This is a genomic window from Heyndrickxia coagulans 36D1, from assembly GCF_000169195.2.
Taxonomy (GTDB): domain Bacteria; phylum Bacillota; class Bacilli; order Bacillales; family Bacillaceae_C; genus Weizmannia; species Weizmannia faecalis.
Genome location: NC_016023.1, coordinates 1,036,710 through 1,049,294 on the forward strand (window position 1 = coordinate 1,036,710; position 12,585 = coordinate 1,049,294).

Below are 12,585 nucleotides of genomic sequence, written 5' to 3' on the forward strand. Positions count from 1 at the left end.
CCCTCACTTCCGGTTGCCGGTCACAATCATAATGACGACCATGGCAATGATCAAAAAGACGGCGATCGTAGACCCCATGCCCCAATCCTGTGTGACAAGGAAATGCTCCTCAATTGCCGTACCGAGCGTAATGACACGGTTTCCCGCAATCAGGCGCGTAATCATAAAGAGTGACAGAGACGGAATAAAGACAGCCTGACACCCTGATTTGACACCGTCCAGCGTGAGCGGAAACACAACGCAGCGGAACGTGGCCCATTTCGAGGCGCCAAGATCGCGCGCCGCATCCATAAAGACCGGGTTTAGTTCTTCAAGCGCGTTATAAATCGGCAAAATCATAAATGGGATAAAAATATAAGTAGACACAAACAAAAAGCTGAAGTCTGTAAATAAAATCTGCTTTTGCCCGATGCCCATCCATTCAAGAAACGAGTTGGCCGGGCCGAATGTGCCGAAAATCCCGAGAAACGCATACGCTTTTAACAACAAATTGATCCATGTCGGCAAAATGATTAATAAGAGCCAGAGCTGCTTATGCCGCGATTTTGTCAAAAGATAAGCAGTCGGATACGAAATCAAAAGTGTAAACGCCGTAATCAAAAACGCATACCAAAAAGAGCTCAGCGTCATTTTCAAATAAACGGGCGTAAAAAATTTTTCATAGTTGACAAGCGACAAATGCCCTTCAATATCAAAAAAAGAATAATAGAGAATGAGCAAAATCGGCGCGATTACAAAAAGAAGGATCCACAGCAAATACGGAACGAGATAAAAAGTGCGTGCATTTACTTTCATGGCCGGACCTCATCGTACGCTTCCAGGCGCCGGTCGAATTCCTCTTCTGTTTCGCCGAATCTCATCACGTGGATCGCTTCCGGTTCAAAATAAAGGCCGATCGTATCCCCGACTTTTGCTTTTTTTGTCGAGTGGACAAGCCATTCATTTCCCTCTTCATCGTAGCAACAAATTTCATAATGGACGCCGCGGAACAGCTGCGTATCCACCCGCACTTTCAAGTTCCCTTTTTCCGGTGTCGTGATTTCTAAATCTTCCGGGCGGATGACAATTTCAACCGGCTCGTTCGGATGAAAGCCGCGGTCAACGCATTCGAACGCATGGCCGTTAAATTCCACAACAAAATCCTTGATCATTTTTCCCGGAAGGATATTGGACTCGCCGATAAAGTCCGCGACAAAGCGGTTGATCGGTTCATCGTAAATATCGGTCGGCGTGCCGCTCTGCTGGATTTTCCCGTTATTGATGACAAAAATTTCATCGCTCATCGCAAGCGCTTCTTCCTGGTCGTGCGTGACAAAAATAAACGTAATGCCAAGGCGGCGCTGCAGTTCACGCAGTTCATACTGCATCTCTGTCCTTAGCTTCAAATCCAGCGCGGAAAGCGGTTCGTCCAGCAAAATCACTTCCGGTTCATTGACAATCGCGCGCGCAATCGCGACACGCTGCCGCTGCCCGCCTGACATTTCGCTGATTTCCCGGTTTTCATAGCCTTCCAGATTCACAAACTTCAAGGCTTCTTTTACTTTTTGTTCAATCACAGCTGCCTTCATTTTTTTAATGCGCAGCCCAAATGCGACGTTTTCATACACATTTAAATGAGGAAATAGCGCATAATCCTGGAAAACGGTATTGACCTGGCGCCGGTTGGCTGGCACGTCATTCACGATTTTTCCATTGATGTAAATATTTCCTTTTGTCGGCGCAATAAATCCCGCAATCAGGCGCAAAATCGTTGTTTTTCCGCAACCCGACGGTCCGAGCAGAGTGTAAAATTTTCCGCGTTCTATTTCAAAACTGACGTCATCCAAAATAGCAGGATCATCGTCGTATTGTTTTGTGACATGTTCAAAACGAATGATGATATCGCTGTTCATTGCTGTCCTCCTCTTCTATGTTCAGCTTACAGATACGATTCCGTAGCAACGAGTACAAGCCTGGACCGGCCTTCCGCGTCATTCAGGATCTGATGCTCATCGGATGCATGATAATAAATGGCTTCTCCGGCTTTTGCACGGTACAGGCGTTTGCCAAGCCGCACCGCAATCCGGCCTTCCAGTACATAGGCAAAGGTTTCCGATAAAGAAGGTTCAAACGTTTTAAACTCCCCTTTTTCCTCAAGCGTAAGCAGGATCGGTTCCATTTCCTTTTCATTCGATTCCGGGACGAGCCACTGGATTTTATAACCGCGCTCTTCATCGAGATAATCGGTCTGGTCTTCTTCCCCGTATACGACTTTTTGTTCACGCTCTTCTTCGTCAAAAAATTCTTTCGGCGTGCAGCCGAGCACTTCCAATATATTAAAAAACGTGTCAATCGAAGGGGAGCTTAAATCCCGCTCAAGCTGGGAAATATAGCCTTTGCTTAAGTCCGTGCGCTCTCCAAGTTCCTCTTGGGTGAGTCCTTTTTTTAACCTTAAGTTTTTAATTTTTTTCCCGATCTTCATCATAAAACCTTCCATTTTGTTTAGCATTTGTAAACTCAAAGGCAAGGAAGTTTTGTTTTGTTAAACTTTAAGTTTACTTTCATATGTATTATACAAAAAAGCAGGCAGATGTAAAGGTTTTTTTGAAAAAAACACGCATCACGGTCGTCCCCCTGCTGTCTCGGCTCCCCTCCTTTCCAGCCGGTTTATGAAAACGAACAATCCCACTCGGGCGTTTTCTTACAGAGAGGCAGATGTTTGTAAAAATAAGCCCGCATATAAAATATGGCCGCGCTGTTGCCTGCTGCAAAAAGTCAATCATGCAAACTGGCGCCGGGCTTGACGTAAAAACTGAAATCCATTTTATATAACACCTATTTTTGCCACCCCGTTCTGCTGCCTTTTCTATTGATTTTCCCTAAAAACATAACTATAATTATATGTAAATCAAATTGAATAAAAAAATCCTCATCAAATCCGGTGAGGTAGAGGTCGCAGCTTTTATGAGTAAATCGGACGAGACACGGGTAAAGTTTAAGACTCCGGTTGAAAGGAAAAGCTGCCGAAATGTGGTGCCGGATCCCGCGGTGCCATGTTGGGGCTGTTTCCGAACAGGAACAGAACTGTCACATATGCGATTCCCCCTCGCATATGTGTTGAGCTATCTTCGGAAGGTTGATGGAGGGTATACGCTTTGATGCCGCGTCTCCACGACTGCGGCATTTTTGTTTATTCCCTGCTCCTTCCTATATAAAAAGGAGTGTATCAAGGATGGATGACTTCTATCATGGGCAAAGCACTACAGCTGGAGCGGTTCCCGTTACGAAAAAGGGTGAAGTGACAAAACTAAAGCGAAAATTAAAATCCCGCCACCTGACCATGATTTCCCTCGGCGGATCAATCGGAACCGGGCTTTTTCTGGCAAGCGGCGGGGCAATCCACAGCGCGGGGCCGGGCGGGGCGCTTCTCGCTTATGCATTAATTGGCGTCATGGTGTACTTTTTAATGACAAGTCTTGCGGAAATGGCCGCCTACATGCCGGTTGCAGGCACCTTCAGCACGTACGCGACGAAATTTGTTGACCCGGCACTTGGATTTGCGCTTGGCTGGAACTATTGGTATAACTGGGCGATCACGATTGCGGCCGAATTATCGGCAGCAACCATTATCATGAAATTCTGGTTCCCGCATACGCCTTCGATCGTGTGGAGTGCGGCCTGCCTTCTCATCATGTTCTTATTAAATTATTTATCTGTAAAAGGGTTCGGGGAAGCAGAATACTGGTTTGCAATCATAAAAGTCGTGACCGTCATTGCCTTTATCATTGTCGGCGCACTGATGATTTTCGGGATTATGGGTGGAAAAGCAATCGGCTTCCATAACCTTACGATTGCAGACGGCCCGGTCCACGGCGGATTCCTGGCCGTACTCGGGATTTTTATGGCAGCCGGGTTTTCGTTCCAGGGAACAGAACTGCTCGGGGTTGCGGCCGGTGAAAGTGAAGATCCGGAAAAAACCATTCCGCATGCTGTGAAATCTGTTTTTTGGAGAATTTTGCTTTTCTATATTCTGGCGATTTTTGTCATCGGCCTGCTGATTCCGTTCACGGATTCGAGACTAACCGCCGACGACATTACGATGAGCCCGTTCACAATTGTATTTCAGCGTGCCGGCATTGCCTTTGCTGCTTCTGTCATGAATGCGATTATTTTAACGGCTGTTCTTTCTGCCGGCAACTCGGGTATGTACGCGTCAACGCGAATGCTCTGGGAACTGGCGCGTGACGGCAAAGCGCCGAAATTCCTCGGAAAACTGAATAAACGCGGGGTACCGGTGAATGCACTGATTGTCACTTCGCTTGTTGGAACGGTGGCTTTCCTTGCATCTTTCTTCGGTGACGGGGCAGTGTACAACTGGCTCCTGAACGCATCCGGCTTATCCGGCTTTATCGCCTGGCTCGGGATTGCCATCAGCCATTACCGGTTCCGCCGTGCATATGTGGCGCAAGGAAAAGCGTTGAGCGACCTGCCTTACCGTTCGAGATGGTTCCCATTCGGACCGCTATTTGCGTTTGCCGTTTGTACGGTCGTCATTCTCGGGCAAAACTACCAGGCATTTCTGGGAGACCATATTAAGTGGGAAAGCGTGTTTGTCTCGTATATCGGCCTGCCCATCTTTATTGCCGTATGGCTCATTTATAAATTTGTGAAAAAGACAAAAGTCGTTTCTTTACAGGAATGCGATTTTAACCGAGAATCCTAACGGAAAAACCTGCGGTGGCTGCCGCAGGTTTTTTCCTTTCATCAGAAACTTACTTTTAACATAAATTATATGAAATTTACCTTTATTTTAATTTATGAAAACGTTTCCTTTATCTAGGAAAAAATTCATTTTAAATATTTTCCTAGCTCAGAATCCTTTATTTCATGCGGGTTCCAGCCTTTTTTAACAATGGCGCACACAAATTTGCCAAAAAATTAATCTTTATTTTTTTCTCATTTTACGTTAATATTTTATCTATCGCATTCATTCCCCGAAAAAACCAGCACTTATTTTTCAGTTAATTTCACAAATTATGCCAATATGTGATTTTTACAAGGAGGCAATGGCATGTCAACAATCGACAAGAAAAAAGTTCTGGCAACTGTTCCACAGACCGGATTTTTTGGTCATCCAAAAGGGTTGTCGACTTTATTTTTCCTAGAGTTTTGGGAGAGATTCTCTTACTACGGGATGAAAGGGATTCTGATTTACTACATGTATGACCGCCTGTCAAACGGCGGGTTGGGATTGGACCCGACAACAGCCGCATCGATTGCTTCGATTTACGGCGCGCTTGTTTATATGTCGGGGATTATCGGCGGCTGGATTTCAGACCGTCTGCTCGGTTCCGCCAAAACCGTTTTTTACGGCGGAGTGCTGATTATGCTCGGGCATATTGCGTTGTCCTTTCCGGGAGGGTTCCCGGCGCTGATCGTTTCCATGGTGCTGATTGTGCTTGGGACAGGCTTGTTAAAACCAAATGCCGCTTCAACCGTCGGGGAATTGTATGATGAAAAAGACTTGCGGCGCGATTCCGGTTTCAGCATTTACTACATGGCGGTTAACCTCGGGGCCTTCATTGCGCCACTCATTGTCGGAACAATCGGTCAGGGGTACAATTACCATCTCGGCTTCAGTATTGCAGCGATCGGAATGTTTTTCGGTTTGATCGCATTCACCATGTCCAGGAAGAAAAATCTTGGGCTTGCCGGCTCTGTTGTGCACAACCCGTTGAAGCCGGAAGAAAGAAGATCGACTTTCACCAAAATCGGCGTAGGAGCTGTCGTCCTGATTATTTTGCTGGCGATTACCATTCCGACACGGATTTTAAATCTGAACAGCTTTATTACCATCGTCAGCATTTTAGGATTTTTGATTCCTGCCTGGTACTTCTTTATGATGTACTTTAGCAAAAAAACATCGAAAGACGAACGCTCACGCATTTTGGCTTATATTCCTTTATTTATTGCTTCCATCGTCTTCTGGGCGATTGAAGAACAAGGCGCGAGTTTGCTCGCCGTCTATGCGGACAAGCGGACACAGCTGAATTTTGCCGGCATTCATATTTTACCGTCCTGGTTTCAGACATTGAATCCGCTGTTTATCGTCGTCTTTGCGCCGGTTTTGGCTTCGCTTTGGGTGAAGCTGGGAGACAGGCAGCCGTCTACACCGGTTAAATTTTCGTTTGGGCTTATCCTTGCTGGTTTGTCCTATATGGTCATGGTGGCCCCGGCTTACTTTAACGGCTCTTCGTCGCTCGTGAGCCCGCTCTGGCTTGTATTGAGCTACTTCCTTGTCGTGATCGGGGAACTTTGCTTGTCACCGGTTGGTTTGAGTGTATCGACAAAGCTGGCGCCAGCCGCATTCTCGGCGCAAATGCTCAGCCTCTGGAACTTGTCTGATGCTGCGGCCCAAACGTTGAACGCCCAGCTTGTCAAACTGTACAGCGCCAACCATGAAGTGATCTACTTCGGCGGCGTCGGCCTTGTTTCGGTCATTTTGGGCATATTCCTGCTCCTCTACGCACCGGTTATCAAACGGCTGATGAGAGGGATAAAATAATAGATGAAGTGATGAAAAACCGGGGCATTGGTCCCCGGTTTTTTTAATGGATTTGCTGGTATGTGCCGTGTAACAATTGGAGTGGATGCTAATCGATTGGGGTAAGCTTAACCGTTGCTTCTGTCTGGACGGTGTAGCCGTCATACACCATAAACGTATAGGAAGCTTCGCCATTTACGCCAAGAATCGTATTCACATCTGGTACACCTTCTCCGTCAAAAGTGACGAAGTTCGATCCTTCACCAACCGGCGTGGCTTTATACCTTCCTTCCGGGATGTCTTTGCCAACTTCATATCTGCCGGCTGCCAACGTCTTTGGTGCACTTTTCGCTTTCTGCACCTGTCCTGTCAATGAAGCAAGGTCCTTTTTCTTGGCATCCACTTTGCTTTGAGTGGATTTTAATTCTGATTTTGCATTTTTCAAGTCAGCTTGTGCAACATCGACCTGTTTGTTCAAAGTATCGAGTTGCGTTTTAAGATCATCTTGCTGGGATACAAGTTCCTCGGCTGCATCATAGTCATCTTCCCTTAACGTAGATGGGCCCTATGTAAAGAAAAGCCTTCATTTTTGCACGCTTTCTTAACATAAACGCCCTCTAGGTTAAGGAAGAGCCTCGTTTTTTCACGCTTCCTTAACCTAGGCGCGCTCTAGGTTAAGGAAGGCCTTCGTTTTTCCGCGCTTCCTTAACGTAGACGCCCTCTAGGTTAAGGAAGAGCCTCGTTTTTGCTTGCTTCCTTAACCTAGGCGGGCTCTAGGTTAAGAAAGGCCTTCGTTTTTCTGCTCTTCCTTATCCTTAACGTAGACGCCCTCTAGGTGAAGGAAAAGCCTCGTTTTTTCGTGCTTCCTTAACGTAGACGCCCTCTAGGTTAAGGAAAAGCCTCGTTTTTTCACGCTTCCTTAACGTAGACGCCCTCTAGGTTAAGGAAGAGCCTCGTTTTTTCACGCTTCCTTAACGTAGACGCCCTCTAGGTTAAGGAAGAGCCTCGTTTTTTCACGCTTCCTTAACGTAGACGCCCTCTAGGTTAAGGAAGAGCCTCGTTTTTTCACGCTTCCTTAACGTAGACGCCCTCTATGTAAAGAAAGGCCTTCATTTTTCCACGACTCCTTAACGTAGGGCTTGCTGAACACGCAAAATTCCTAGATTTGGCAAGGATGCTGACAGTTTTGGCAAAAATTTAAATGGTTTTTTTAGAAAGTCCAGAGAAAAGCTTGCACTTGAAAGCTGATTCAAGGTATAGAGAAGACAAAATCGTATTTTCAAAGATGAAGTCTTTTATATTTTAAGACACAGGTTGTTGACCCTATATAAAAGAGAAAAACCCGTTTGGAAATCCTCTTTCCAAACGGGTTTTTGTTAAATGCTTTTCTTCTTTCGTGTCAGGCCGTAAGCGATGACAAGCAGGATGAACCATACCGGTGTCACAAATAAGGCAACACGCGTATCTTTTGCTATCCCCAGAACCACGAGGACAAAAACAAAGAACAAGAGTACAATCCAGTTGATGACCGGGGCAAACGGCAATTTAAAAGAGATTTTGGCCGCTTCTTCCGGCATATTTTTCCGGAAACGCAAGTGGGCAACCATAATGACGCCCCACACCCAGACAAAACAGATGGATGAAATGCTTGTGACAAGCGTAAAGACTTGCGTGCTCTTCATAAAATAATTCAGCATAACGCCGATTAACAGCATGATCGTTGAACCAAGCAAAGCAGGTGCCGGGACATTCCGCTTGTTTAACTTTTTAAATATTTTCGGTGCTTTTCCATCTTCTGCAAGAGAATACAGCATACGGCTTGTACTGAAAATGCCGCTGTTGCACGAGGAAGCCGCCGAAGTGAGCACCACAAAATTGATGATACCTGCTGCAGCCGGCAGACCGATATCAGCAAATACCCGGACAAACGGGCTCGCATCCGGATTCAGCCGGTTCCAAGGATAAATCGACATGATGACAAACAAAGCGCCGACATAAAACAGTAAAATCCGCAGCGGAATCTGGTTGATCGCTTTTGGCAGCGTCTTTGATGGATCCTCTGCTTCCCCGGCTGTTACGCCGACCAGTTCAATCCCGACAAATGAAAAGACGGCCATTTCAAACGCTAGCAAAAACCCTTTTGAGCCATTCGGGAAAAAGCCGCCGTGCTGCCACAGGTTTGTAAAAGAGGCGTGCCCCCCATTGCTTTGAAAACCAGCGAACACGAGGAGAATGCCGATAACAATCAGGGCAATAATGGTGACAACTTTAATAATAGCAAACCAAAATTCCATTTCCCCGAATGCTTTGACTGTCGCAATATTGATGAGAAACAAAACAGCGACGCAAATCAAAGCAGGAATCCACTGTGGCAGATCGGGTACCCAAAATTGAACATACATACCGACTGCGGTAATTTCGGCAATACCGGTTACAATCCAGCAAAACCAATAGGTCCAGCCGGTAATAAAGCCTGCCCACGGTCCGATAAATGTTTCAGCAAAATGGGTAAACGATCCGGTAATCGGCTTGTACATCAGCAGTTCGCCGAGTGCCCGCATCATAAAGAAAAGGGCTAAGCCGATTACGAAGTATACGAGCATAATAGACGGGCCGGCAAAGTGAATCGATTTGCCGGAACCAAGGAAAAGCCCCGTTCCAATTGCGCCCCCGATCGCAATCAATTGAATATGGCGGTTTTTCAGCCCGCGACTCAGCTCTTGTCCATTCGGGCTTTGATCCATACCGATCAACTCCTTATCTATGTATAAATTTGATTATATCACAATATTCTTATTTGTTGCGGGTAAAAAGCAAACCGTATGTGCAAGATCCTCCCACGGTTGTGTACGGGTGTTATGGGACCTCTTTTTTGTTTTCGCTTTCAAAAGGACGGATTAAAACTTCTCATTTTTGAGAAAATTTAGCATGCAGAAGCGAACCGGCCCATGAAAAGAGCCGGCAAGCCTGGGTTTAAGCAAACCATTGCGTTTTTTCTTCTGCTGGTGTCCGTTGCGCTTTGATGTCCAATTCTCTTTTCGGATAGCCGACATAGATGAGCCCGGCAATTTTATCTGCCGGTTCGAGATTAAGATAGTTTTTCAATTCGGGTTCATGCGCGATGTCACCGGTCCTCACGATTGTAGCCAAACCGAGCTCGGTTGCCGTAAGCAGCAGGTTTTGAATCGCACAACCGGTCGCAACGATTTCCTCAATTTCCGGAACAATGCCGGAAGGGCTGACGGCAACCGCAATAACCACCGGCGCCCGCAGTGGCCCTTTGCGCGCTTTTTCAATCTTTTTCGCCGCTTCTTCTTCACTCAGGCCTTCCGCTTTCTGGGCTGCAATCCGAGCCATTTCCTCCCCGAGTTTGACACGCCCTTCTCCTTTAAACACGCGGAATTTCCACGGTTCTGTTTTCTTATGGTTTGGCGCCCATGTGGCAGCTTCGAGCAATGTTCCAATCACATCATCGGGCACCTCTTTATTGTCTGTCACACCGATGGAACGGCGCGATTTGATCAGATCCATGACACCCATTTTCCCAACTCCTTTAGCCATACTAGTTTAAGTATAAGGCAGGAAAATACGTCAATCAACAAAAAACATTTTTCCACCGTGGAAATACATTATTGAAAAATGGTACTGATCTTTTGCACGTCCGCTTCCGTCAGGCTGACTTCCAATGTTTTCAGATTGTCAATCACCTGTTCCGGCCGTTTGGCACCCGGAATGACAGCATCAATGGAAGGCTGGGAGAGATACCAAGCAAGGACAACATGTGCGACATCCACGCCTTTTTCTTTCGCAATCGGGCGGAGCTTTTCAACCTTTTCCAAATTACGGAGATAGGTTTCCCCTTGGTAAAGCGGATTTTTCGCACGGCCGCCTTCAAATTTGGTATCTTTTGTATATTTGCCGGCGAGCAGCCCGGATGCGAGCGGAAAATACGGGATAAACGAAATACCGTTTTCCGCTGTGTACGGAAGTAAGTCTTTTTCAGCCTCGCGTTTGAATAAATTGTACTCCGACTGCAGCACATCGACATATCCGTCTTTGTTTGCCTCTTTCAATTGTTCAATGGAAAAATTGGAAACACCGATTGCACGGATTTTCCCTTCATCTTTCAGTTCTTTTAAGGCGCCGACTGCTTCGTCTTTCGGAGTATGGTCATCCGGGAAATGGATATAAAACAAATCAATATAATCGGTTTGCAGGCGTTTCAGGCTGCTTTCGACCGCTTCTTTTAAAAATGCAGGGGAGTTGTCGAACACCACTTTTCCATCGACAAATTTATGTGCACCTTTTGTGGCAAGCACGACCTTGTCACGGCCGCCGTGTTCTTTTAGCACCTCGCCGATCAACTCTTCCGAACGTTTTGGCCCGTAAATAAACGCAGTGTCAAGAAAATTGATGCCGTGGTCAATTGCCGTGCGCACAACTTCTTTCCCGGTTTCATCATTGAGATTCGGGTGAATATTATGTCCGCCGACCGCATTTGTGCCGAGGCCGACCGGGTTGACATACAAATCCGATTTGCCGAGTCTTCTTTGTTTTTCCATCTTACCTCCGCCTTTCTCTTCAGATTTCAATCCTTATCATAGCAAATCAAAAAGAAATGTAAAAATATTTCGGTTTCCGGTCAAACAGGCACATGTGCGAGCTGTTTGCATACAAATGGGAACGTGTGAGAGAAAAAGGAGGGGTTATTGTGGCAAGAACGTTAGCTTGGCATGAAACATTGGAAATTCATGAGCTGGTTGCATCCCAGACGATTTGTTTGATCCGGTTTAAATCAGTCGTAAGAAATGTGTCCGATGCAGGGCTCCGGGAACTGTATACGTTTTCGATCCGGGCACTTGAAAAAAATATTCGCGACCTTCTGCAGTTTTATCCGCAGGCGCCGCGGGAAGAGGAAATAGAAGAAAACGAGGAGCGGCAAACCAATCCCGGTTTTCAGGCCGGTGAACTGCTGACCGCTTCCAAAACGGCTGTACGAAATTATGCGACTGCCATTACAGAAACAGCCACGCCGGCATTGCGCACCGTGCTTGTCCGCCATTTGAACAGCGCGATCGACTGGCATGCGCGCGTATTCAACTATATGCATGAACATGGTATGTACCAGGCCTACAACTTAAGCCAATTGCTGAACAACGATGTCCGGAATGCCAACCGGGCGCTGCAAATGCGGGAAGAAGAGTGAAGAATCCGGCGCCCGTGCTGCATTAAATGCGGCACTAGCGAGTGAACCGGCACACATGCTGCAATAAATGCAGCACCAGTGCAGGAACAGAAATCAGCCGGTACCTATTTTCAGGGTAGATGCCAACGCCGCAAAGAATCTGGTACCAGCGAAAGAATGAAAATCCCGTCGCAAATTTTCAGGGTAGACAGCCATGCATGAATACGGCATCAGCCGAACAAGGAAAGTCATTTAGCGAAATAGGCACCATGCCGCAATAAATGCAGCACCAGTGCAAAGGAACAGAAATCAGCCGGTACCTATTTTCAGGGCAGACGCCAATGCCGCAAAGAATCTGGTACCAGCGGAAGAATGAAAATCCAGTTGCAAATTTTCGGGATAGACAGCCATGCTTGAATATGACACCAGCCGTAGAATGAAAGTCATCCAACAAGATAGGCTCCATGCCGCAATGAATGCAGCACCAGCGCAGGAACAGAAATCAGCCAGTGCCTATTTTCAGGGAGAAAGCCATACCCATTGAATGCAGTGCCAGCAAGTCACCCACCGACATAGGCGCCCATGCTGCAATAAATGCGTACCAGCGGTGGAACGACCCGTATTTTCAGGGTAATCGCCCGGCGGCAAAATAAATAGCGCCCGCAGAAGGATGAAAATCAGCCGGTGTAATGTTCCGGATAAAAGAATGGAAAACCGCGGATCGATTGTTCATCCGCGGTATATCCTTTAAACGGTACAGCGAGCAGTCCGCAACCGGAATGAACCGGATCCGGCCCCACTATATCCAACGGTGAGACAAGCCATACCCGCTGTTTTTTTCTGTGTTCCACTTATTCAGAAGCCGAATGGCCAAATC

Annotated in this window: 12 protein-coding genes and 1 riboswitch; of the genes, 4 read left to right on the forward strand and 8 right to left on the reverse strand. The window is 46.7% G+C overall.

Translation table 11 applies throughout. The features are described 5' to 3' along the window. Positions 1-3: 3 nt before the first annotated feature. The 3 genes from BCOA_RS22000 to BCOA_RS22010 are packed head-to-tail and all read right to left on the reverse strand — an operon-like array spanning position 4 to position 2,461. Positions 4-795 carry an ABC transporter permease gene (locus BCOA_RS22000; protein ID WP_014096315.1) on the reverse strand — a complete coding sequence of 264 codons (792 nt, stop codon included), beginning with the start codon at positions 793-795 and terminating at the stop codon, positions 4-6. Then, complete coding sequence (locus BCOA_RS22005; RefSeq protein WP_014096316.1) at positions 792-1,892, reverse strand: ABC transporter ATP-binding protein; 1,101 nt, start codon at positions 1,890-1,892, stop codon at positions 792-794. The genes BCOA_RS22000 and BCOA_RS22005 overlap by 4 nt, the downstream gene beginning before the upstream one ends. Positions 1,893-1,918: 26 nt before the next feature. Then, positions 1,919-2,461, reverse strand: coding sequence for a helix-turn-helix domain-containing protein (locus tag BCOA_RS22010; RefSeq protein WP_026104558.1), 543 nt, complete (start codon positions 2,459-2,461; stop codon positions 1,919-1,921). Between the two features lie 457 nt (positions 2,462-2,918). Next, positions 2,919-3,112: riboswitch (Lysine riboswitch) on the forward strand. Positions 3,113-3,211: 99 nt separating this feature from the next. On the opposite strand from BCOA_RS22010, the gene BCOA_RS22015 reads away from it, so the two are divergent. After that, positions 3,212-4,702 carry an amino acid permease gene (locus tag BCOA_RS22015; RefSeq protein WP_014096318.1) on the forward strand — a complete coding sequence of 497 codons (1,491 nt, stop codon included), beginning with the start codon at positions 3,212-3,214 and terminating at the stop codon, positions 4,700-4,702. Between the two features lie 348 nt (positions 4,703-5,050). After that, positions 5,051-6,544: a peptide MFS transporter gene (locus BCOA_RS22020; RefSeq protein ID WP_014096319.1), complete on the forward strand. Its 1,494-nt coding sequence runs from the start codon at positions 5,051-5,053 to the stop codon at positions 6,542-6,544. Positions 6,545-6,632: 88 nt separating this feature from the next. Here the strand turns inward: BCOA_RS22020 and BCOA_RS22025 are convergent, their stop codons facing one another. From BCOA_RS22025 to BCOA_RS22040, 4 genes are all read right to left on the reverse strand, one after another. Then, positions 6,633-7,001, reverse strand: coding sequence for a hypothetical protein (locus tag BCOA_RS22025; RefSeq protein WP_041817942.1), 369 nt, complete (start codon positions 6,999-7,001; stop codon positions 6,633-6,635). Positions 7,002-7,899: 898 nt separating this feature from the next. Next, complete coding sequence (locus tag BCOA_RS22030) at positions 7,900-9,267, reverse strand: amino acid permease (RefSeq protein WP_014096321.1); 1,368 nt, start codon at positions 9,265-9,267, stop codon at positions 7,900-7,902. A gap of 229 nt (positions 9,268-9,496) precedes the next feature. Next, the gene (locus BCOA_RS22035; RefSeq protein ID WP_014096322.1) at positions 9,497-10,063 is read right to left on the reverse strand and encodes a nitroreductase family protein; all 567 of its coding nucleotides are present in this window, start codon (positions 10,061-10,063) and stop codon (positions 9,497-9,499) included. An 89-nt stretch (positions 10,064-10,152) separates the two neighbouring features. Beyond that, positions 10,153-11,085, reverse strand: coding sequence for an aldo/keto reductase (locus BCOA_RS22040; RefSeq protein ID WP_014096323.1), 933 nt, complete (start codon positions 11,083-11,085; stop codon positions 10,153-10,155). A 149-nt stretch (positions 11,086-11,234) separates the two neighbouring features. On the opposite strand from BCOA_RS22040, the gene BCOA_RS22045 reads away from it, so the two are divergent. Further along, positions 11,235-11,729 (forward strand): spore coat protein, encoded by a 495-nt coding sequence (locus BCOA_RS22045; protein ID WP_014096324.1) that lies wholly within the window; start codon positions 11,235-11,237, stop codon positions 11,727-11,729. A gap of 388 nt (positions 11,730-12,117) precedes the next feature. After that, the gene (locus tag BCOA_RS35535; protein WP_258435242.1) at positions 12,118-12,252 is read left to right on the forward strand and encodes a hypothetical protein; all 135 of its coding nucleotides are present in this window, start codon (positions 12,118-12,120) and stop codon (positions 12,250-12,252) included. A 133-nt stretch (positions 12,253-12,385) separates the two neighbouring features. Here the strand turns inward: BCOA_RS35535 and BCOA_RS35290 are convergent, their stop codons facing one another. Next, complete coding sequence (locus BCOA_RS35290) at positions 12,386-12,559, reverse strand: hypothetical protein (protein WP_155375942.1); 174 nt, start codon at positions 12,557-12,559, stop codon at positions 12,386-12,388. Between the last annotated feature and the right edge of the window lie 26 nt (positions 12,560-12,585).